14 protein-coding genes are annotated in these 23,082 nt (G+C 70.4%); 8 read left to right on the top strand and 6 right to left on the bottom strand.

Annotated features, from left to right (window positions below; genetic code table 11):
* Positions 1-9: 9 nt before the first annotated feature.
* The 4 genes from EER30_RS01410 to EER30_RS01395 all read right to left on the bottom strand — a co-directional run bounded on the left by EER30_RS01410 (position 10) and on the right by EER30_RS01395 (position 4,312).
* Positions 10-810 carry an MSCRAMM family protein gene (locus EER30_RS01410; RefSeq protein ID WP_127497465.1) on the bottom strand — a complete coding sequence of 267 codons (801 nt, stop codon included), beginning with the start codon at positions 808-810 and terminating at the stop codon, positions 10-12.
* Between the two features lie 36 nt (positions 811-846).
* Positions 847-2,232, bottom strand: a complete 1,386-nt coding sequence (gene tnpB / locus EER30_RS01405) for an IS607 family element RNA-guided endonuclease TnpB (protein ID WP_127497463.1) — start codon at positions 2,230-2,232, stop codon at positions 847-849.
* Positions 2,229-2,411: a hypothetical protein gene (locus tag EER30_RS01400; RefSeq protein ID WP_127497461.1), complete on the bottom strand. Its 183-nt coding sequence runs from the start codon at positions 2,409-2,411 to the stop codon at positions 2,229-2,231. The genes tnpB and EER30_RS01400 overlap by 4 nt, the downstream gene beginning before the upstream one ends.
* Positions 2,412-2,614: 203 nt before the next feature.
* Complete coding sequence (locus EER30_RS01395) at positions 2,615-4,312, bottom strand: AfsR/SARP family transcriptional regulator (protein WP_127497459.1); 1,698 nt, start codon at positions 4,310-4,312, stop codon at positions 2,615-2,617.
* Between the two features lie 137 nt (positions 4,313-4,449).
* Between EER30_RS01395 and EER30_RS01390 the strand changes: the two genes are divergently transcribed.
* The 3 genes from EER30_RS01390 (at position 4,450) to EER30_RS01380 (ending at position 12,937) form a co-directional block, all read left to right on the top strand.
* On the top strand, positions 4,450-6,120 hold the full coding sequence (locus EER30_RS01390) for a multicopper oxidase family protein (protein ID WP_127497457.1): 1,671 nt from the start codon (positions 4,450-4,452) through the stop codon (positions 6,118-6,120).
* Positions 6,120-6,878 carry a hypothetical protein gene (locus EER30_RS01385; protein ID WP_127497455.1) on the top strand — a complete coding sequence of 253 codons (759 nt, stop codon included), beginning with the start codon at positions 6,120-6,122 and terminating at the stop codon, positions 6,876-6,878. Before EER30_RS01390 ends, EER30_RS01385 begins: the two co-directional genes overlap by 1 nt.
* A 254-nt stretch (positions 6,879-7,132) precedes the next feature.
* A complete protein-coding gene (locus EER30_RS01380) occupies positions 7,133-12,937 on the top strand; it encodes a peroxidase family protein (RefSeq protein WP_127497453.1) in 5,805 nt (1,934 codons plus the stop codon).
* Positions 12,938-12,995: 58 nt separating this feature from the next.
* On the opposite strand, the gene ilvD is transcribed toward EER30_RS01380, so the two are convergent.
* The gene (ilvD, locus tag EER30_RS01375) at positions 12,996-14,843 is read right to left on the bottom strand and encodes a dihydroxy-acid dehydratase (RefSeq protein WP_127497451.1); all 1,848 of its coding nucleotides are present in this window, start codon (positions 14,841-14,843) and stop codon (positions 12,996-12,998) included.
* Positions 14,844-14,944: 101 nt separating this feature from the next.
* Here ilvD and EER30_RS01370 point away from each other — a divergent pair, with 101 nt between their 5' ends.
* The 5 genes from EER30_RS01370 (at position 14,945) to serA (ending at position 22,654) form a co-directional block, all read left to right on the top strand.
* The gene (locus tag EER30_RS01370) at positions 14,945-17,254 is read left to right on the top strand and encodes a putative bifunctional diguanylate cyclase/phosphodiesterase (protein ID WP_432417490.1); all 2,310 of its coding nucleotides are present in this window, start codon (positions 14,945-14,947) and stop codon (positions 17,252-17,254) included.
* Between the two features lie 202 nt (positions 17,255-17,456).
* Positions 17,457-19,286 (top strand): acetolactate synthase large subunit, encoded by a 1,830-nt coding sequence (locus tag EER30_RS01365; protein WP_127497449.1) that lies wholly within the window; start codon positions 17,457-17,459, stop codon positions 19,284-19,286.
* 2 nt (positions 19,287-19,288) lie between these two features.
* Entirely contained in the window at positions 19,289-19,804 is a 516-nt protein-coding gene (gene ilvN, locus EER30_RS01360; RefSeq protein ID WP_127497447.1) for an acetolactate synthase small subunit, read from the top strand.
* A 50-nt stretch (positions 19,805-19,854) separates the two neighbouring features.
* Complete coding sequence (gene ilvC / locus EER30_RS01355; protein ID WP_127497446.1) at positions 19,855-20,868, top strand: ketol-acid reductoisomerase; 1,014 nt, start codon at positions 19,855-19,857, stop codon at positions 20,866-20,868.
* Positions 20,869-21,001: 133 nt separating this feature from the next.
* Positions 21,002-22,654, top strand: coding sequence for a phosphoglycerate dehydrogenase (gene serA, locus EER30_RS01350; RefSeq protein ID WP_127497444.1), 1,653 nt, complete (start codon positions 21,002-21,004; stop codon positions 22,652-22,654).
* Here the strand turns inward: serA and EER30_RS01345 are convergent.
* A complete protein-coding gene (locus EER30_RS01345; protein WP_127497442.1) occupies positions 22,590-22,952 on the bottom strand; it encodes a hypothetical protein in 363 nt (120 codons plus the stop codon). The genes serA and EER30_RS01345 overlap by 65 nt on opposite strands.
* Positions 22,953-23,082 lie beyond the last annotated feature (130 nt).

Genomic DNA, 23,082 nt, shown 5'->3' with positions numbered 1-23,082 from the left:
TGTTCGTTCTCAGCGAGGTGCGCCGAGAACGATGTCGTGGGTCGCGTGGTCGCCGGTCAGCTCGACGCGGGTCGCCACCGGGGCGTGGCCGCTCGCGGCGAGGGTGTAGACGCCGGGCGGCAGGTCGCGCAGTTCGTAGTAGCCCTCGTGATCGGTGACGGCGGCTCCGGCGACGCGGCCGGTGTGGTCCACGGCGACGACCGAGGCCTCGGGTATCGGGTGGGCCGAACCCGCGGCGCGCACGTTGCCGGTGAGCACGCCCCCGACGGTCAGGATCAGGTCGACCGGGCCGGGCTCGTTGGCCGTGACCGTGCGTGAAGTGGGACGGGCGTGCTCGGCGTCGGCGGTCAGCGTGTACTCCGGGCCGTCGAGACCGGAGAGCTGGTAGCGGCCGTCGGGGCCGGCGGTTGTCGTGGCGATCACCTCGCCGCGCGGGTCGGTGAGGGTCAGCGTCGCGCCCCACAGGCCGCGGCCCGCCCGGTCGGTGACACGGCCGGCGATCTGTCCGGCGCCGGCCAGCGAGAGCACCCGCCTTATCTCGCCGGCCGCCACGTTGATCACGGCCACGGCGGGCTGGTGCCGGTCGGCCGCGCAGATGAGCAGGAACGAGCCGCCCGCGTGGAGCACCATCCGATAGCTACCGTCCGCACCGGTCACGGCGCTGGCCAGCTGCCGCCCGGCGAAGTCGGTGATGGTCAGCACCGCGCCGGGCAGCGGCAAGCCGCCCGGCCCGTCGATGCGCCCGCGCACCACGGCGTCGCCGGGGCCGGCGTCGGGCTGGGCAGTGTCCGTCTCGGCGTGGGCGCTCATACATCGAGCAACGACGCCGCGAGCCGGAAGTTGCCGTTACCTGTCAGTGTGCTTGGTGAGCACACGGTTGGTAGTCCTGCCTTGCGGCAGGACGGTCCCGGTCTGACCGACTGGCGTCGTGCCGGGTTTACGCTTCACAGCCACCCGCCCGCCTACGCGGGTCTTCTGGTCGGCTCCACGTACTGCCACCGAGCCACTCCCGGCGGTATCGAACTCAGCCGCTAGCGCGGCGAGGTTGAGGGCGGCGTTGTGGTCGCGGTCGACGACCAGCCCGCACGCCGCACACCGGTAGTTACGCTCGGACAGGGTCAGCTTGGTTTTCACCGCGCCACAGCCCGAGCAGGTCTTGGATGACGGATACCAGCGGTCGGCCACCACGAGCCGGCCACCGTTCCACGAGGTCTTGTAGGCCAACTGGCGGCGGAGTTCGCCGAACCCGGCATCGGCGATGTGCCGGGCCAGCCGCCGGTTGGTGAGCATGCCAGCGACGTTGAGATCTTCGACCACCACCGTGCCGTACGTCGTAGCCAACCAGCTGGTGAGCTTGTGGAGGGTGTCGCGGCGCAGATGAGAGACCCGGGCATGCGCCCGGCCGAGCCGTGCCGCTGCGCGCTGCCAGCGTTTCGATGGACGCGGTCTCGTTCTGCGGTCGGGCCCGGCTTTGCGGGACAGGGCCCGGCCCAGTGCCCGCAGCCGGGTCTGCGCGGTGGCCAGGTGGCGCGGATTCGGCACGAGATCGCCAGTAGATAAGACCGCCAGGTGTTTGATCCCGACGTCCACGCCGATCACAGCATCCGGTCGGGCCGGGGTTCGTTCGGCCCGGTCGACTTCGACGGTGAACGACACGTGCCAGCGCCCGCCGTCGCGGCGCACGGTGGCCGACAGGATCCGGGCTGTGCCGGCTTCCAGGCGGCGGGCGAGTTTGCGGGCTGATTCGTGCAGCTTCAACCGGCCCAGCCGGGGCAGCACCACATGCCTGCGGTCCGGCTCGACTCGGATCGCTCCGGTCGTGAACCGCACACTCGGGGTGGTGCGGCGACGTGACTTGAACCGCGGGAACCCGGCCGCCCGGCCCGCCCGCTTACCCTTGCGGGAGTCGGCCCAGTTCTTCAACCCGCGGGCCAACGCGTCCAGGCCGGTGTTGAACGCCTCCTTCGACACCTCACCCCACCACGGCGCCACATCACGCTTGGCGGCGTTCCACGCCTTGCGTAGCCCTGCGAGCGACCACGACACCGCTGGGGTCAGCGACTCCTCGGCTACCCCGTAGGAGCGTTCCGCGGCCCGCTGACCTATCACTGCCTTGACCTGTGCCAGCGCCCAGTTGTGGGCGACCCGGGCTGCGCCGGCGTGCGCGAGGACATTGCGGTGCTGGCGGAATGTCAGGTCGAGGGCGAACCGGTAGGCCTGGATCGTCTTCACCCCAGACCACCCCTGGTGACCACCGCGGCCACGCGGCGAGCCCCGTCCGCAGCAGCCCGACGCCCGTACAACCAGGCATACGACGAAGTCAGAACCTCCGCAACGTCGCGCACCGAGTCGTCGGCCTCGGCCGGGGCGACGACCAGCAGAGGGCGGCGTTCGTCCTGCCTGCCCTCCATCGAAGCGACAGCAGTGTCGCCAGCCGCACGACTACTAGTCAAGAGACATATTGTTATTCGCCTAGGACTTGGCATGCGACGCCACCGCGCGGCACCGTACGAATTTCTAGCGGCCGCCGTGCCTGCAGCTTCAAACACACCGCCACTACTGCCGGTCAATGAGCACCATCGACGATCGGCAGGTGAGCAGATGACACCCCCTCCTACCGCGCCGCGCTGGCGGCCAGCAGTTCCCGCAAGGCCCGGCTCGAAGCGCCGGACACCTGGTCGGCCACTGCATCGCGAATCAGCGAGCTGCGGTGGCCGACCTCGCCGTTCGGGCCTTCGGCCAGCAGATGCGCGTGCACCAGGCGGTCGATGCAGATGAGCACGTGGGCCAGCGGCCGGTCGGTCAGCTCGGCCAGCTCGCCGGCGGTCAGGTCGCCGAGCACGGCGCAGTGGCGCAGCAGGTCCCAGGACTGCTCGGGCATCCACCGGGTGCGGGCGCGAGCGATCTGCATGGCCACCGACCGCGCGATCTCGTCGGGCCGCTGGGCCACGGCGACCAGGGCCGGGATGCCGCCGGTGCGTTTGGCCAGCGCGGCGTCGCCCAGGTCGTCGGCGCTCAGCGGGGCGAGCCGCAGCACGATCGGCGAACCGAGCGCGGACAGCGGCAGCGCGGCGACCTGCGACGGGTAGTCATAGGCCAGCACGATGCTCAGCGCCGGGCAGTGCTGGGACAGCCACGACAGCTCGGCGACGCTGGCCGGGTCCAGGCTGCAGGCGTCGTCGACGGCGATGATGATGGACTCGTCCACGTCGAGGATGGCCGAGACCGTCTCGAGCTCGGCCCGGCCCAGCGGGCGGTCCGCGGGGGCGGCGTCGACCAACTCGAGCAGCTGCTTACTCGCACCGAGCTGCACCAGCGCGCTGCGCAGCCAGGCCAGGCGGTGCACGGCGATCGACGAACCCGCGCGACCCACGCCGACCCGATCGACCAGGTGGCGGGCGACCTCGTCCAGGTAGGCGGACTTGCCGGACCCTTCCGGCCCGACGATGTGCACGACCCGCGGCGGGTCGGGGTCGACCAGGACCCGCAGTTCGTTCGTCCGTCCGAGGAACCGTTCCAGCGGCGCCGGGCGTACCTTCGGTGTGATTGCCCGGTCGGGTTCCGGGCGCCGGCGGCCGAGGACTTCACGGTGCAGGCGCACCAGGTCGGCCGAGGGGGAGACGCCGAGATCCTCGTCGAGCACTTTGCGGCACCGCTCGAACAGCCGCAGCGCGTCCTCCGGGTGGTCGAGCCGCATCGCCGCGTTCATGGCGGCCTTGTAGGCGGGTTCGAGGAACGGGTCCAGCTCGATGGCCTCGGTGGCCAGGCGCAGGGATCGGGAGGCGTCGCGGTCGAGGGCGGCGGCTGAGAGCTCCAGCCGGGCGGCCACGGCGGCGGCTTGGGCCTCACCGCGGGCGGGGCCGGCCCAGTCGGCGTACGGGTCCTCGGCGAACGGCAGGTCCTGGCCCAGCTCGAGGATCCGCCCGTGCAGCGCGAGCCGCTCGGGGCCGCCGGGCGGCAGCGTCTCCAGCTCACGGATCAGCCGGCGCAGGTCGCACAGGTCGAGTTCGGCGCGGGCGGTGTCGAAGACGTAGCCGCCGCTGCGGGTCACGATGAACCAGCTCGCCGCGGCGCCGTCCGGTTGCAGGCGGCGGCGTACCACCGACACGTAGTGCTCCAGCGCGGCCACGTGGTTGCCGGGCAGTTCGTCGCCCCAGACCGCGTCGGCCAGGGCGTCCTTCGACTGGATCCGGCCGTGGCGGGCGGCGAGCACGGCCAGCACCTGCCGCGCGCGCCGGGGCAGCTCTCCGGCGGGCAGCTCGGCGCCCTCGTCGTCGGTGACAGTCAGTTGGCCCAGCACGCTGACGCGCATGGTGGCTCCTTCGTATTCGTCTTGAAGGGTTATCGGCAGCTTCTGGGGCCGCCTCAGCACTTCCTCAGCCCGACTTCAGAGCCGGTTCCTAACGTCTGCGTCGATCAAGTGAGTGGTGACTGCGGACGGGGTGTTCGATGGAGAACGGGAAAGTCAGCCGGCGCAATCTGATGCGCGGCGCCCTGGCTCTTGGTGGTGGCGGGCTGATCGTGGCCGCGGCCGGCGGCGAAGTGGTGGCCGCCTCCAGCAAACTGGCGGCGAAGAACACGCCCACGCCGTACACGAATATGTTCCGGCGCCCGCCGATCCTGATGCCGATCGAGTCGGGCACGGACGAGAAGGGCCCGTGGGAGCGATACCGCGTCACCGAGAAGTTCGGCCAGGCGAGCATCGTTCCCGGGCTGACCACCACGGTCGCCGGCTACAACGGGATCTTCCCCGGCCCGATCATCAAGGTCGACCAGGGCACCCGCACCGAGCTGCGGGTGGCCAACCAGTTCACCGTGAACCCGATCAACCGCCGGTCGATGGGCACAGTCACGCACCTGCACGGGTCGGCGTCGCTGCCGCAGTACGACGGCTACGCGAACGACTGGACCACGCCGGGCAGATGCAAGACGTACAAGTACCCGAACTGGCAGCAGGCGCGCACCCTCTGGTACCACGACCACATGCACCTGATGACGTCGGAGAACGTCTTCATGGGCCTGGCCGCGCAGTACCACCTGAGCGACCCGTACGAGAAGGCGCAGCTCCCGCAGGGCGAGTTCGACGTGCCGCTGATGGTCAGCGACATGTCGTTCAAGGCCGACGGGCAGGTCGCCTTCGACGACTCGTCGCACGAGGGCTTCATGGGCGACGTCATCCTGGTCAACGGCGTGCCGTGGCCCAAGATGAAGGTCAAGCCGCGGGTCTACCGCTTCCGGGTGCTGGCCTGCGGCATCTCGCGGTCGTTCCGGTTCGCGTTGAGCAACGGCGACCCGCTGCACATCGTGGGCACCGACGGCGGCATGATGCCCAAGCCCGCGGCCGTGAGCTCCTACCGGCACGGTGTGGCCGAGCGCTACGAGGTGCTGATCGACTTCCGGAAGTACAAGGCCGGCACGAAGATCGAGCTGCGCAACCTCAGCAACAAGAACAACGTCGACTTCAAGAACACCGACAAGATCATGCAGTTCGAGGTGGTCGCCGACTCGGGTTCGCCGGACACCTACGTCATGCCCACGGTTCTCGATCTAGGCCCGCAGCCGTACGCCAACCTCGGCGCGATCGACGTGAACAAGCTGACGCCGTCGATGGCCAAGGCCCGCCGCACCGTGCAGGTCGAGCGCAAGCACGGCATGTGGACGGTCAACGGCGAGACGTGGGAGGACGTCGAGAAGACGAACTTCCAACGCGTGCTGGGCAACCCCAAGCCGTACGACGTCGAGATCTGGGACATCGTGAACAAGTCCGGTGGCTGGTTCCACCCGGTGCACATCCACCTCATCGACGGCCGGATCATCTCGCGCGACAACACGCCCGGCAACAAGCCCCACCCGTGGGAGCTCGGCGGCAAGGACGTCTTCTACGCGGGTGAGAACGAGACCGTCTCGGTGATCATGCAGTTCACCCTCGGCCCCGGCAACGACGGCGGGCGCTACATGATCCACTGCCACAACCTCGTGCACGAGGACAACGACATGATGATCCAGTTCGCGGTCGGCGGTATCAACACCAACGACCCGGTCACGTCCGACCGTCCGATCCTGGACGACCTGAGCGCCATGCCGATCCAGTACCGCCCCAGCTACCCCTTGGGTACCTGATGCGGACGGTTACGAGGATCGTCGCCGCCGTCGTGCTGCTCGCCGCCCTCGGGTACGTCGGATTCCGCTTTCTCGCGGCGCCCGAGGCGGTGTCGGCGACGATCGACGCCGGCGAGAGGGGCGACGCGGGTGATGAACAGACCCTGACGACCTTCGACGGCGCGATGGTGCGGGAACGAGCCGCGATCGGGGTGCTGCCCCAGAAGGGCGTGACCGACGACGCCGTGCGGGCGCAGATGCAGGCGGCCGCCAAGAAGGCCAACGTCGGTCCGCTGATCGACGCGAACTTCGCGGTGTTCAGCGCCGAGATGCTGAACTACCTGGTGCCACCGGTGACCATGGTGCTGCCGGAGGGCGTCAAGGTCGAGACAGCCGAGGCGTTCATGCGTGACCATCAGCCCGCCGACGTGGCCTTCTACCTGGTCGAACCGGTGCTCGTGCACGACGTGACCTTCGCGGCCTTCCCGACCGGCGGAATCAGTCCGACCCAGGCGAACAAGGCTCAGGAGACCGAGGGCATCCTCTACGACTCGCTGAACAAGTACGACACCAAGGTGCAGCCGGCCGGGGTGGTGGTGCATTACTTCGGAGCGGTGCTGAGTGACGCCACGATCGCCACGGTGCGCAGTGCGATGGGCCGCGCGGCCAAGGTGCCGGCCGATCGGGTCGCCGTCTCGGCGAGCCTGCCCGACCCAGGCGTAGACCTGTCGAACGGCGTCCCGAGCCTGACCGACGGCCCCCACGGAAAACACAACTAATTCAGACGTACGACCTGAGGACCGTCCACTGATGGGCGGTCCTCTGTCGTATGTCCGTTCTTCAAACGCCGCCGTGCGGTCGCGCTCGGCTCCGAAAACCGCCGTACTGCCGCCTCGGTGCCTCCGCGCTTCAGGACTGCTTCAGCTCACCGACTGGCGTTCAGCCGCGCCTCAGAACAACGACACCGGCACCAAATCCGAAATCAGCAATATATACGAAATTCCGGTTTTCCTAGCTCCCGGGGAGAACGTGCATGAGATTTCGACCAGCAATCGCCCTCGGTTCCCTGCTCGCCTCGCTGATCGTCGCCACGCCGGCCGAGGCGGCGCCGGTCGCGGCAGGCTTCCAGGTCACCGCGGCCGACCTCGCCTACATCCTCAAGCAGATCAAGATCGCTGAGGCGCATGTGGCCAACACGACCAGCCGCACCGGCCCCTGTGGCGCGCTGATCGGCAACGGGCCCGACCAGATGCCCAGCCCGATGATCTCGATGGGCCTGCGCACGGTCGACGGCTCCTGCAACAACCTGACCCCGGGCCAGGAGAACTACGGCGCGGTCGACCAGCTCTTCCCGCGCCTGGCCGGCAAGAGCTTCGGCGCGGGCGAGACCGCCCCGGCGAACATGTTCGGCCCCGGTAGCCCCAGCTTCCCCACCACGTACGCCGACAAGACCGCGAACAACACGGTCGTCGACAGCCGCCCCCGCACGATCAGCAACCTGATCGCCGACCAGACCGCCAACAACCCGGCGGCGGTCGCGGCGGCCGGCACCCCGGTGCGCAGCCAGTCCTCCGGCGCCGACCCGGCCACCGAGGGCGACACCCTGTCCATCCCGAACGTGACCACCGACATCGGGCTCTCCGCCCCGTACAACTCGTGGTTCACGCTCTTCGGGCAGTTCTTCGACCACGGCATCGACCTGACCGTCAAGGGCGGCGGCACGGTCGTGGTGCCGCTGCGCGCCGACGACCCGCTGCTCGCCGGCCCCGACCGCGTGCCGGGCAACGCCGACGACCCCAAGCCGGGCGACGCCAACTACGTCAAGCCGTCGATGCGGTTCATGGCCATGACCCGGGCGGCCAACCAGCCCGGCCCCGACGGCCGGCTCGGCACCGCCGACGACGTTCAGGACGCCAAGAACACCGACACGCCGTTCGTCGACAACTCGCAGACCTACACGTCGCACGCCTCCCACCAGGTCTTCCTGCGTGAGTACACCGCCGGCCCCGACGGCCCGGTCTCGACCGGCGACCTGCTGGGCGGCGCGACCGGCGGCCTGCCCACCTGGGCCGAGGTCAAGACGCAGGCCCGCGACGTGCTCGGCCTGGCGCTCAGCGACGCCGACGTGCTCAACGTGCCGACCGTGCTCGCCGACCCGTACGGCAAGTTCGTCCCCGGCCCGGCTCGCGGCCTCCCGCAGTTCGTGACCGCCACCGGCCTGGTCGAGGGCGACACCGCCAACCCGGTCGCCGTGCCCGCGGACACGCTGCGCTTCGACACCGCGTTCCTCGCCGACATCGCGCACAACGCCGACCCCACGCCGGTCGACCACGACCACAACCCGGCCACCCCTAAGGTCGCGCCGCAGAAGGACGGCGACGACGTCGCCAGCGCCGACTTCGCGAGCCAGGCACCCGGCACCTACGACGACGAGATGCTCGACGCGCACTACATCGCCGGTGACGGACGGGTCAACGAGAACGTCGGGCTCACCGCCGTGCACCAGGTCTTCCACTCCGAGCACAACCGTCTGGTGACCGACATCGAGCGGGTCCTGACCGCCGACGCCGGCCCGGCGCTGGGCGAATGGAAGCTCCCGGGCGGCGCCTGGAACGGCGAGCGGATCTTCCAGGCCGCCAAGTTCGTGAACGAGATGGAGTACCAGCACCTGGTCTTCGAGGAGTTCGCCCGCAAGATCCAGCCGGCGATCAACCCGTTCCAGCCGTTCGCGTTCACCCAGACCGACCTCAACCCGGCCGTGTACGCCGAGTTCGCGCACTCCGTCTACCGCTTCGGCCACTCGATGCTGACCGAGACGATCACCCGCACCCACAACGACGGCACCGACGACTCGCTCTCGCTGCTCGACGGCTTCCTCAATCCGCCCGCCTACACCAACGGCGGCACGATGAGCCCCGAGGAGGCGGCCGGCATCGTCATCAACGGCATGTCGTCGCAGGTCGGCAACGAGCTCGACGAGTTCATGACCGACACGCTGCGCAACAACCTGCTCGGCCTGCCGATGGACCTGGCCTCGCTGAACATCGCCCGCGGCCGCTCCGAGGGTGTGCCCTCGCTGAACAACTTCCGTCGCACGATCTTCGACCGTACGCGGGACTCGCAGTTGAAGCCGTACGCCAGCTGGGTCGACTTCGGCGAGCACCTGAAGCACCCCGAGTCGCTCGTGAACTTCGTGGCCGCGTACGGGAAGCACCCGAGCGTCGTCAGCGCGACCACCACGGCCGCCAAGCGTGAGGCCGCCCGCCGCCTGGTCGACCCGCAGCCGGGCGAGACCGTGCCGGCCGACGCCGCCGCCTTCCTGAACGCGACCGGCTCGTGGACCGCCGCGACCAGCGGCCTCGACGACGTCGACCTGTGGATCGGCGGCCTGGCCGAGGTGACCGACCCGTTCGGTGGCCTGCTCGGCACCACGTTCAACTACGTCTTCGAGAACCAGCTGACCAACCTGCAGAACGGCGACCGCCTCTACTACCTGGCCCGCACCCCCGGCATGAACCTGCGCAGCCAGCTCGAGGGCAACTCGTTCGCCGAGCTGATCGGCCGCACCACCTCGGCCCAGAACCTGCGAGCCGACGTGTTCGCCACCTCGGACTGCAAGTTCAGCCTGGCCAAGCTGGCCGGCACCCCCGAGGGCTACGAGCAGTTCGGCAACCAGGTGACCGACGACCCGGCCACCGCCTGCGACGAGAGCAAGCTGCTGATCCGCATGTCGGACGGCACGATCCGCTACCGCGCCCGCAACACCGTCGACCGGCCCGGCATCAACGGCCAGTCCGTCTTCACCGGCACCGGGAACGTCGACCGCGTCGCGGCCGGCAACGACAACGACACCATCTGGGGCGACAAGAGCGACGACGTCCTCGAGGGCGGCGCCGGCAACGACCTCGTCTTCGGCGGCGAGGGCGACGACGTCATCACCGACACCGGCGGCGACGACATGCCGCGCGGCGGGCCGGGCAACGACGCGATCGACGCCGGTCCCGGGCTCGACATCGTGAACGGCGGTCCGGGCAAGGACTTCATCGACGGCGGCGCGAACATCAACGACTCGTTCGCCGGTGAGGGCGACGACTTCGTGAACGCCGGCGACGGCGAGGACATCGCGATGGCCGACTCCGGCGACGACTGGATGGAGGGCGGCAACGGACCCGACCTGCTCCAAGGCGACAGCGGCAACCTGTTCTTCCTCGACGACTCGAACAAGCCCGGCCACGACATCCAGATCGGTCAGGGCGGCGACGACGACTACGACATGGAGGGCGGCGACGACATCGGCGTCCAGGGTCCCGGCATCGAGAAGAACGCCGGCGGCTCGGGCTACGACTGGTCGATCGCGAACGGCGACGGCGACGCGATCGACTCCGACCTCGACCTGCCGCTGCCTCCGCTCGAGATCCTCGCGACCGGTGTGCGTGACCGCTACAACGAGGTCGAGGCACTCTCCGGCGGCCCCAAGAACGACGTGCTCCGCGGCGACGACCGCATCCCGTCGCAGGTCGGCGGCGGCGGTTTCATCGGCTGCGACGCGCTCGACACGGCCGGCGTGGCCCGCATCAAGAACCTCGACCAGGTGGTCACCGACCTGCCGATCCCCGCCTCGACGGTGGGCAACGCGTCGGGCCGCCCGTGCGACCTGACGGGCAACGTCTGGGGCGAGGGCAACATCCTGCTCGGCGGTGGCGGCAACGACCTGCTCGAGGGCCGGCTCGGCGACGACATCCTCGACGGCAACCGCTACCTCGACGTGCGCCTCGAGGTGCGCTCCGAGACCGGCGCCGTCGTACGGACCGCCCGCACCATGAACGAGCTCAAGGCCGACGTCTTCGCCGGCCGGATCAACCCCGGCAACATCTTCGCCGTACGGGAGATCAAGACCTCGGCGGCCGACGATCTGGACACCGCGGTGTTCTCGGCGGCCAGCGTGCAGTACGCGATCACCCCCGTCGACGGCGGCGTGATCGTGGCCGGCCCCGACGGCACCGACACGGTGCGCAACGTCGAGCAACTGCAGTTCACCGACGCGCTCGTTCCGGTCGTGCCGGCCTTCCTCGGAGTCTCCGCCTTCGCCGGCAACGGCCAGGCGACGGTGCTGCTGACCGTGCCCGAGACGGTTCCCGGCGGTGAGATCACCGGGCTGACGCTGGAGCGCACGGCGGCTGGCGTGGTCACCCTGACCGACCTGCCCGCGACCACCCGCGACCTGGTCGTGGACGGTCTGACCAACGGTGTTCCGGTGAGCTTCCGGGTGCGGGTCGAGACGACCAACGGGCCGGGCGAGTTCTCGGCCTCCTCGACGCCGGTGACCCCGGTGGCCCCGGCGCCCGACGACGACCCGCCGGGCGACGAGGACGAGGACGGCGACGACGACGAGACGGGCGACGACGACGAGACCCCGGTCGACCCGACCGACCCCACCAACCCGACCGACCCCACCAACCCGACGAACCCGACGAACCCGACCAACCCCACCGGCCCGAGCCCGGGCACGCCGGCCAACCCGGGCACGCCGGCCAACCCGGGCACGCCGGCCAACCCGGCCGCGCCGGACGCCCCGGTCATCGGCCTGGCGACCGGTGGTGACGAGTCGGCCGTGATCCGCTGGACCGCGCCGGCCGAGAACGGTGGATCGGACATCAACGGCTACGAGATCCAGGCGATCGACCCCGACACCGGGATCGTGCTGGGTGTCGACGCGGCCGGCAGCACGGCGACCGAGATGACGATGACCGGCCTGACCAACGGCGTTCCCTACGGCTTCTGGGTCCGCGCGGTCAACTCGGTCGGCGCCAGCGTCGAGTCGGCGATGTCCAACGTGGTCGTGCCGGCCGCGGTCGTCCCCAACCCGGGCGGCGGCACCACCGACCCCGGCACCACCGACCCCGGCACCACCGACCCCGGCACCACCGACCCCGGCACCACCGACCCCAGCACCACCGACCCGGGCACCACTGATCCCGGCACCGGAACCGGCAACGGCACGACTGACCCGGGCACCGGTACCGGCAACGGGACGACTGACCCGGGCACCGGAACTGGCAACGGGACGACTGACCCGGGCACCGGAACTGGCAACGGGACGACTGACCCGGGCACCGGAACTGGCAACGGCACGACCGACCCGGGCACCGGAACTGGCAACGGCACGACCGACCCCGGCACCGGCACCGGGAACGGGACCACCGACCCGGGAACCGGCAACCCGCCGCCGCCCACCGTGGCCGGCGCTCCCCGGATCGGCGGCGTCAGCACCGGCAACGGCGTCGTGGTGGCCCGCTGGACGGCCCCGGCCAGCAACGGCCACTCGCCGATCCTGCGCTACGAGATCGAGATCCGCACCGGCTCCGGCGCCCTGTACGCCATCCGCACCGCACCCGGCGGGGTCTCGCAGCTCGCCCTGACCGGCCTGGCCAACGGCACCGCGTACCGCATCCGGGTCCGCGCGGTCAACGAGATCGGCCGTGGCGCCTGGTCGTCGGCCTCGTCGGTGGCCATGCCGCGTAAGGTCCCGGCCGCGACCGCCTCACTCACGGTCAAGGCCGGCGCCAAGGGCGGAAAGATCACCGCCTCGGCGTCGTGGAGGCCCGGCAACAACGGTGGCGCCGCGCTCACCGGCTTCCGGGTGACGATCCAGCGCCTGACCGCCAAGGGCGCCGTCACCGGCGCGCCGCGGGTGCTGATCCTGCCGGCATCGGCCCGTTCGACGACCGTGACCGCCCCGGCGGGTGTCAAGGCCGGTACGCGTTACCGCATCACGGTTCAGCAGGTCAACACCGTCGGCACCGGCGCCGGACGTTCCGGCAGCACCACCGTCCGCTGACGAGCGTGAAACAGAACGGCCCGGACCGAGGTCCGGGCCGTTCTTCATGTCGTAGCTGTCACTCGGGGACCTTGCGGTAGGCGCCGTCGCTGGCGCTGGTGGCCATCGAGGCGTAGGCGCGCAGGGCGGCCGACACCGGCCGCTGGCGGTCGACCGGGGTGAACGGCTTGGCCCGGCGTTCCTCCTCGTGGCGGCGCTGGGCCAGTTCCTCGTCGGTGACGTTCAGCGTGATGCTGCGGCCGGGGATGTCGATGGTGATCTCGTCACCCGTCTGGACCAGGGCGATCAGGCCGCCGGCGCCCGCCTCGGGGGAGACGTGGCCGATGGAGAGGCCGCTGGTGCCGCCGGAGAAGCGGCCGTCGGTGATCAGCGCGCACGCCTTGCCGAGGCCGCGGCCCTTGAGGAAGCTCGTCGGGTAGAGCATCTCCTGCATGCCGGGGCCGCCCTTGGGCCCCTCGTAGCGGATGACCACCACGTCGCCCTCGACGACCTCTTTGCCGAGGATGCCGTCGACGGCGGCGTCCTGCGACTCGTAGACCCGCGCGGGACCGGTGAATTTCCACAGCGACTCGTCGACGCCGGCCGTCTTGACCACGCAGCCGTCGGGGGCGAGGTTGCCGAAGAGGATGGCCAGGCCGCCGTCGACCGTGTACGCGTGGTCGACCGAGCGGATGCAGCCGTCCTGGCCGTCGGTGTCGAGGGTCGCCCAGCGGTTCTCGGTGCTGAACGGCTGGGTCGTGCGCACGCCGCCGGGGGCCGCGTGGAAGAGATCGAGCGCCGCGTCGGACGGGCTGCCGCCTCGGATGTCCCACTCGGCCAGCCACGTGTCGAGGTCGGGGGAGTGGATCGAGCGGACGTCGGTCTTGAGCGAGCCGCCGCGGTGGAGCTCGCCGAGCAGGGCGGGGATGCCACCGGCCCGGTGCACGTCCTCCATGTGGTATTTCACGCTGTTCGGCGCGACCTTGGCCAGGCACGGCACCCGGCGCGAGATGGCGTCGATGTCGGCCACGCTGAAGTCGAGTTCGGCCTCGCGGGCGGCGGCCAGCAGGTGCAGCACGGTGTTGGTGGAGCCGCCCATCGCCACGTCGAGGGCCACGGCGTTCTCGAAGGCCGACCGGTTCGCGATGTTACGGGGGAGAACGGACTCGTCGTCCTTCTCGTAGTAGTCCTTGGCGATCTGCACGATCAGCTCGCCGGCCTTCTCGAAGAGCTGCTTGCGAGAGGCGTGGGTCGCCAGTGTCGAGCCGTTGCCGGGCAGGGCCAGGCCGATGGCCTCGGTGAGGCAGTTCATCGAGTTGGCGGTGAACATGCCCGAGCACGAGCCGCAGGTCGGGCAGGCCGAGCGCTCGATGACGCCGAGCTGCTCGTCGGTCACGTTCTCGTTGGCGCTGGCGCTCATCGCGTCGATCAGGTCGAGCTTCTCGTGAACGATGCCCTCGATGGCGACCGTCTTGCCGGCCTCCATCGGGCCGCCGCTGACGAAGACCGTCGGGATGTTGAGCCGCAGGGCGGCGATCAGCATGCCGGGGGTGATCTTGTCGCAGTTCGAGATGCAGACGAGGGCGTCGGCGCAGTGGGCGTTGACCATGTATTCGACCGCGTCGGCGATCAGCTCGCGGCTGGGCAGCGAATAGAGCATGCCGCCGTGGCCCATCGCGATGCCGTCGTCGACGGCGATCGTGTTGAACTCGCGCCCGACGCCGCCGGCTTTCGCGATCGAGTCGGCGACGAGGCCGCCGAGGTCTTTGAGGTGCACGTGACCCGGTACGAACTGGGTGTAGCTGTTGGCGATGGCCACGATGGGCTTGCCGAAGTCGTCGTCGGTCATCCCGGTGGCGCGCCAGAGGGCACGCGCGCCGGCCATGGTCCGACCGTGGGTCGAGGTCCGAGAACGCAGGTCAGGCATCCCCTCATAGTGCCACCGTTCGAGACGGAAACGGCCTCGCCTGTCCACAGGCCGGGATTCCGGGGCTTCTTATTGGCTCGGAGATCCGGCAGAGTGTTCGCGTGCATTCACCGTCCGGCGTGGAGCTGGCGGGGCTCGCGAGCCTGCTGGTCGCGGTCCCGGCCGTTGCCCTGCTGGGCGCGTCCGGCCGCCGTCATACCGGGGCCGCTCGCCGGGCCCATCTGCTGCTGGCCGCCGGGGGTGCGGTCGCGACCGGCGCCGCCCTCGCGGGCGTGCTCACTGTGCTTCTCACCACCGCGGCCCCGCCGCGCACGGGCCTGGGCTCGGCGGTGGCCGCCGGCACGGCGCTCGGCATCCTCACCCTGCTGGTCGGCACAGCCGCGCTGCCGGGCGCGGCCGAAAGCCCGGGGGCGGCCGTGCGGCACCTGCTCGACGGGCTCGTGGTCGCGGCGTCGATCTGGTTCGTCGGCTGGGTGCTGATCACCGCGCCGACCCGCATCCTGGGCGACGCGACCCCGATGGCCTGCCCGTCGGTGCTGGTCCCGGCCGGTCTCACGGTGATCTCGCTGGGCCTGACCATCGTGCTCGCCCTGCACGCGCACCGCCCGCGGCTGACCACCGTACGGGTGGCCGCCGGGGTGACGTTGGTCGCCGGCGCCGCGGTCGCCATCGCCAGCGGCATCTGCCAGGACTGGGACGGCGCCGTGCTGACCGGCGCGCTGCTGCTGCCGGCCGGGCTCTTCGTGATCGCCCGCGCGGTCAAGGTGGCCGACCGCCCGGTCGAGGTCGCCGGCCACGTCACCGAGCGCGGATCGGCGTACGCGGTGGTCTCCATGACGGCGATGGTCGCGGCGCTCGGTTATCACCTCGGGCGCGGCGGCGATTTCGATCTTTACGGCTATCTCGCCGTCAGCGTCGAGGGCTTCGCGCTGGTCGGCCGGCAATACCTCGCGCTCAAAGACGTGAAGCGCTACACGCTCGAGCTGCGTTCACGTGAGGCGCACTTCCGCGAGCTGGCCCACACCGACCCGCTGACCGGCCTGGCCAACCGCCGCGGGCTGCAGCGGGCGCTACGCGACAGCGGCGACTCCCTGGTGCTGGTCGGCATCGACCTCGACGGCTTCAAGACGGTCAACGACATGCGCGGCCACGACGTGGGCGACGCCGTGCTGACCGAGGTGGGCGAGCGGCTGCGCCGCAACCTGCTCGACGGCGACGTGGCCGCCCGGCTCGGCGGCGACGAGTTCGCCATCCTCATGCGCGGCACGGCCGACGAGGCGACGCTCACGGCTCACCGGCTGCTCGCCGTGCTCGGGGAACCGTACGAGGTCGATGGTGGTTCGGTCTTCCTCTCGGCCAGCCTGGGCGTGGCCGACACCGGCGACATGATCCGCGACGCCGACCTGGCCCTGCGCTACGCCAAGCAGCGCGGCAAGAACCGGGTCGAGCGCTATCAGGCCCGCTACGACGAACTGCTGCGCCGGCGGGCCACGCTGGAGAGCGAGCTGCGTCACGCGATCGACCGCGAGCAGCTCCGGCTCGTCTTCCAACCGGTGGTGGCGCTGCCCTCGATGCGGCCGGTCGGCGCCGAGGCGCTGCTGCGCTGGCACCACCCCACGCTCGGGTCGGTGCGGCCCGACGAGTTCATCCCGGTGGCCGAGGAGTCCGGGCTGATCAACCGGATCGGCGCGTGGGTGCTCGAGCAGGCCTGCGTCCAGCTCGCCGACTGGCTGGCCAAGGGTCACGACGTCTGGGTCTCGGTCAACCTCTCGCCCAAGGAGCTGCACGCCGCCGACTATGCGGGGCAGGTCGCCGCGGTCCTCGAGCAGCAGGGCGTGCCCCCGCAGCGGCTCGTGCTCGAGGTGACCGAGCACGCCGTCGCCACCGACATGGAAGAGCTGATCAGCCGCCTCGCCGAGCTGCGCGCCACCGGGGTACGCATCGCGCTCGACGATTTCGGCGCGGGTTACTCCTCGCTCGGCCAGCTCCGCACGCTGCCGGTCGACATCCTGAAGATCGATCACGCGCTGGTGGCCGAGCCCGAGTCTCGTACGGGAACGGCGGCGCCGCTGGTCGACGTGGTGGTGCGGCTCGGGCACCGGCTCGGTCTCGAGGTGCTCGCCGAGGGCATCGGCACTCCGGCGCAGCGAGCGGTCGTCGAGGAGGCGGGCTGTCGTCTCGGGCAGGGCTCGCTGTTCGGCTGGGGTGTCCCGGCCGAACATCTCGAGGCGCAGTTGCAGACGTTGCGGCAGGGCGGCGCCCGGCCGACGCCGGCGCCGCGTTCGGCGCCCCCTGTGGACGCGTCTCCGCGCAGCCAGGTCGTCATGCTCGGGCCCGGAATGCGGCAGCTCAGAGCGTTGCTGCCGAGCGATCCGGGCTTCGGCACCCCAACGGGTGAGTCGTCCGAGTGATCAAAATGTGGGATCAGTTGACTCACCGCGTGAGATGCGGCAAGGTTGGCAGCATGTGCTTCGCGTCCCGAGTACTTATGTGAGCGCACTCGTGCCGCCTCTTCCAGGCGGCGAGAGTGCGCTAGGTCCCGTGCTTCCGGCACGAGGGCCTTTTTTGTTGCTCACATACAGCTGACTCCCATTCGTAGAGGGTAGAAGTGCCATGACGAGACCCACTCCCGAGACTCTCGCTCACCGAGCCAGCCCGGCCACCGTCGCGGCGGCCGCCGGCCAGACCCAGGCCGTAGCCTCCCCGGTTCAGACGTCGGGCGCCGGCGCGCTCGTCCGGTCGCTCGAGGCGCTCGGGGTCGAGGTCGCGTTCGGCATCCCGGGCGGCGCGATCCTCCCGGCCTACGACCCGCTCTACGACTCCAAGGTCCGGCACATCCTGGTGCGCCACGAGCAGGGCGCGGGCCACGCCGCCACCGGCTACGCGCAGGCCACCGGCAAGGTCGGCGTCTGCATCGCGACCAGCGGCCCGGGCGCGACCAACCTGGTCACCCCGATCGCCGACGCCTACATGGACTCGGTCCCGATCGTCGCGATCACCGGCCAGGTGGCGCGGCCCTCGATCGGTACGGACGCCTTCCAGGAGGCCGACATCCAGGGCATCACGCTGCCGATCACGAAGCACAACTTCCTGGTGCAGTCGGCCGAGGAGGTCCCGCGCATCCTGGCCGAGGCGTTCCACCTGGCCGCCACCGGTCGTCCCGGTCCGGTCCTGGTCGACATCCCGAAGGACGTGCTGCAGGCGCAGACCACCTTCACCTGGCCGCCGGCGCTCGACCTGCCCGGTTACCGGCCCACCCTGCACCCGCACGGCAAGCAGATCCGCGAAGCGGCCCGGCTGATCGCCGCGTCCCGCCGCCCGGTCCTCTACGTCGGTGGCGGCGTGCTCAAGGCCGGCGCCACCGACGGGCTGCGCCGCCTGGCCGAGCTGACCGGCATCCCGGTGGTCACCACCCTGATGGCGCTCGGCGCGTTCCCCGATTCGCACCCGCAGCACCTGGGCATGCCCGGCATGCACGGCACCGTCCCGGCGGTCTACGCGCTGCAGAAGGCCGACCTGCTGGTCACCCTGGGCGCCCGCTTCGACGACCGGGTCACCGGCCAGCTCAACTCGTTCGCGCCGGACGCCAAGATCGTGCACGCCGACATCGACCCGGCCGAGATCGGCAAGAACCGGCACGCCGACGTCCCGATCGTCGGTGACGCGCGGCACGTGATCGACGAGCTGATCGCCGCCGTCTCCGCCGCGGCCGAGGGCGCCGGGCAGTACGAGCCGTGGTGGGCGACGCTGAACGACCTGCGCGAGCGCTACCCGCTGGGCTACGACGAGCCGACCGACGGCAGCCTGGCCCCGCAGTACGTGATCGAACGTATCGGCGAGCTGGTCGGCCCCGACGCGATCTACGTGGCCGGCGTCGGCCAGCACCAGATGTGGGCTTCGCAGTTCATCAAGTACGAGAAGCCGGGCACGTGGCTGAACTCGGGCGGCGCCGGAACCATGGGCTACGCGGTCCCGGCCGCGATGGGCGCCAAGGTCGGCAAGCCCGACACCGCGGTGTGGGCGATCGACGGCGACGGCTGCTTCCAGATGACCAATCAGGAGCTGGCCACCTGCGCGCTCGAGGGCATCCCGGTCAAGATCGCCGTCATCAACAACGGCAACCTGGGCATGGTGCGGCAGTGGCAGACCCTGTTCTACGAGGGCCGTTACTCGAACACCGAGCTGGGCACCCACAAGCACCGCATCCCCGACTTCGTGAAGCTGGCCGAGGCGCTGGGCTGCGTCGGCCTGCGCTGCGAGTCGAAGGACGACGTCGACAAGATCATCCAGCAGGCGATGGAGATCAACGACGCGCCCGTGGTCATCGACTTCACGGTCGGCAAGGACGCGATGGTCTGGCCGATGGTCGCGGCCGGCACGAGCAATGACGAGATCATGTTCGCCCGGGACGTGCGCCCGGCCTTCGAAGAGGACGACCTCTGATCATGAATAAGCACACCTTGTCCGTGCTGGTCGAGAACAAGCCGAGCGTGCTCGCGCGGGTCAGCGGCCTCTTCTCCCGGCGCGGCTTCAACATCGACTCCCTTGCGGTGGGCGAGACGGAGAACCCGGACGTCTCCCGCATCACGATCGTGGTCAACGCCGACTCCTCACCCCTGGAGCAGGTGACCAAGCAGCTCAACAAGCTGGTGAACGTCCTGAAGATCGTCGAGCTGGACCCGGGTCAGTCCGTCCAGCGCGAGCTTCTGCTGGTCAAGGTGCGTGCCGATCGTGCGCAGCGCAGCCAGGTGCTCGAGACGGTCGAGCTGTTCCGGGCGAAGGTGATCGACGTCGCACCGGACACCCTCACCATCGAGGCGACGGGCAACCCCGACAAGCTGGATGCGTTGCTGCGCGACCTCGAGCCGTACGGCATCAAGGAGATGGTCCAGTCGGGCCTCGTGGCCATCGGCCGCGGTTCTCGCTCCATCACGACAGGCCCGGCTCTCCGGGCCGCGTAAGCACGACCGGCCCGGCGCTCCGCGCCGCGTAACAAGCAGAAGAGGAAAGCATGACCGCGGAAGTTTTCTACGACGACGACGCCGACCTGTCGATCATCCAGGGCAAGAAGGTCGCCGTGATCGGCTACGGCAGCCAGGGCCACGCCCACTCGCTGTCGCTGCGTGACTCGGGCGTCCAGGTGGTCGTCGGCCTGAAGGAGGGCTCGAAGAGCCGCGCCAAGGCCGAGGAGCAGGGCCTCGAGGTCAAGACGCCGGCCGAGGCGTCCGCCTGGGCCGACGTGATCATGGTGCTGGCGCCGGACACCGCGCAGCGCAAGATCTACACCGAGTCGATCGCCCCGAACCTGACGGCCGGCAAGGCGCTGTTCTTCGGCCACGGCCTGAACATCCGGTTCGAGCTGATCAAGCCGCCGGCCGACGTGACCGTCGCGATGGTCGCCCCGAAGGGCCCGGGCCACCTGGTCCGCCGTCAGTACGTCGACGGCAAGGGCGTGCCGTGTCTGGTCGCCGTCGAGCAGGACCCGACCGGCGAGGGCCTCGCGCTCGCGCTCTCCTACGCGAAGGCGATCGGTGGCACCCGTGCGGGCGTCATCAAGACCACCTTCAAGGAGGAGACCGAGACCGACCTCTTCGGCGAGCAGGCGGTGCTCTGCGGCGGCACGGCGGCGCTGGTGCAGACCGGTTTCGAGGTGCTGACCGAGGCCGGCTACGCGCCCGAGATCGCCTACTTCGAGTGCCTGCACGAGCTCAAGCTGATCGTCGACCTCATGTACGAGGGCGGCATCTCCCGCATGCGCTACAGCGTGTCGGACACGGCCGAGTTCGGTGACTACACCCGCGGTCCGCGCGTGATCGACGGCCGGGTCAAGGAGGAGATGAAGAAGATCCTCTCCGAGATCCAGTCGGGCCAGTTCACCCGCGAGCTGATCGAGGACGACGAGAACGGCGGCCCGCTGCTGGCCAAGTACCGCGAGCAGGGCGCTCAGCACCCGATCGAGGTCACCGGCAAGAAGCTGCGCGACATGATGAGCTGGGTCGACCGTCCGATCACCGAGACGGCCTGATTTTTCCGGCGCCCCGCTTCCGCTGTTCACGGCGTGGAGCGGGGCGCCGCTGTGATTGCGGTCACGTGACTCTGGGCGACCGGGCGCTTACGATCCCATCGATCGATCCCTCGCGATCCCCGGAGGCTGCCGCGTGACGTCCGTCGTTCTGATCGCCGAGGAGCTAGCGCCCTCCGCCATCGACGTTCTTGCCTACGACTACCACGTACGCCACGTCGACGGCACCGATCGGGCGGCCCTGCTGGCCCAGGTCGCCGAGGCCGACGCGCTCATCGTGCGCAGCGCCACGAGGGTCGACGCCGAGGTGCTCGAGGCCGGCACGAGCCTGCGGGTGGTGGCCCGGGCCGGGGTCGGTCTCGACAACGTCGACGTGGCCGCCGCGACCGCGCGGGGCGTCCTGGTGGTCAACGCGCCGACCAGCAACATCGTTTCGGCCGCCGAGCAGGCGATCGCGCTGCTGCTCGCGGTCGCCCGCCACACGGCGACGGCCACCGCCTCGCTCAAGGACGGGCGATGGGAGCGGTCGCGCTTCGTCGGTGTCGAGGTGCAGGGCAAGACCGTCGGGGTGGTCGGGCTCGGCCGCATCGGGGTGCTCTTCGCCCAGCGCATGGCCGCTTTCGGCACGAGACTCATCGCGTACGACCCGTACGTGCAGCCCGCCCGAGCCGCGCAACTGGGCGTACGCCTGGTCGGCCTGGACGAGTTGCTGCGCGAGAGCGATTTCATCTCGGTGCATCTGCCCCGCACGCCCGAGACCACCGGCCTGATCGGCGAGAAGGAGCTGGCTGTGGTCAAGCCGGGCGTACGCATCGTGAACGCGGCCCGCGGCGGTCTGATCGACGAGGCGGCCCTGGCCGTGGCGTTGCGCGAGGGCCGGGTGGCCGGCGCGGGCCTCGACGTCTTCGCCACCGAACCCACCACCGAGTCGCCGCTGTTCGGGCTCGACTCCGTGGTCGTCACACCGCACCTGGGCGCGTCGACGGCCGAGGCGCAGGACAAGGCCGGTCTTTCCGTGGCCCGCAGCGTCAAGCTGGCCCTCGACGGCGAGTTCGTGCCCGACGCCGTGAACGTGCAGGCCGGCGGCGTGGTCGACGAGGACGTACGCCCCCTGCTGGCGCTGGCCGAGAAGCTGGGCAAGGTCTTCACCGCGGTGGCCGGTCAGGTGGCCGCGAGCGTGGCCGTCGAGGTGCGTGGCGAGATCGTCACGCACGACGTGGGCGTGCTGCGGCTGGCGGCCACCAAGGGGCTGTTCACGGCGGTGGTCGACGAGCGGGTGACCTATGTGAACGCTCCTCAGCTCGCCGCCGACCGCGGGGTCGAGGTCGAGCTCGTGATCAGCGACGAACCGGCCGACCACAACCTGGTCACCGTGCGCGGCGCGCTGCCCGACGGCCGGTCGGTGAGCGTCGCCGGCACGCTGACCGTGCACGGCGCCCGCGAGACGGCCAAGCTGACCGGGGTCGACGACTTCGACCTCGACCTCAACGCGGACGGCGTGCTGCTGTTCTTCCGCTACAGCGACCGGCCCGGCGTGGTCGGCACGATCGGCACCCTGCTGGGCGAGGCCGGGCTCAACATCGCCGCCATGCAGGTGGCCCGGCGCGAGGCCGGCGGCGAGGCGCTGATGACGCTGACCGTCGACTCGTCGGTCGACGCCGAACTGCTCTCCACGGTGGCCGGCGAGATCGGTGCCGAGCGCGGCAGCGCCGTCGACCTGCGACTCAACGGCTCCGCACCGGCGGCGGGTAGACCGTCCCGTCCTGCAGGTCCAGCAGGTCGAGGTTGAGCTCGCCGGCCAGCCGCTCGATCGTCTCGAGCACCTGATCGGGGCAGTTCTCGTCGAGCCGCATCTGTATGTGGTCGGCCGCGGCGTGCAGCGGCGCGTGGGCCCACGGCGAGCCGGGCGCCGAGGCACGCGGGCCGCGGTCGGGATAGTCACTGGTCAGGGCGTCATAAAAGGCGACGACGCGCGGATCGGCCGGGCGCTGCGGGTGCTCACCGCGCGCGCACCGCGCGTTGGCGGCCCGCACGGCGTCCGGCAGGTCCGACTTGTCCATCGCCCACACCACGAGGTCGAAACTCACCGGCGCATGGTGCCATCACCGGACGCGGCATGCGGCATCTGTGCCGCCGACACGCGGAACGCCGGATTTCCGGGCCGTGGCGGGCAGACACGCGGTGCGGTGTCTTGCGCGTCATAAGTCCGCATCGCTA

It is taken from the genome of Actinoplanes solisilvae (genome assembly GCF_003999975.1).
Classification (GTDB): domain Bacteria; phylum Actinomycetota; class Actinomycetes; order Mycobacteriales; family Micromonosporaceae; genus Actinoplanes; species Actinoplanes solisilvae.
The sequence above is the reverse complement of the archived record's forward strand: the minus strand, read 5'-3'. Positions and strand labels throughout refer to the sequence as shown.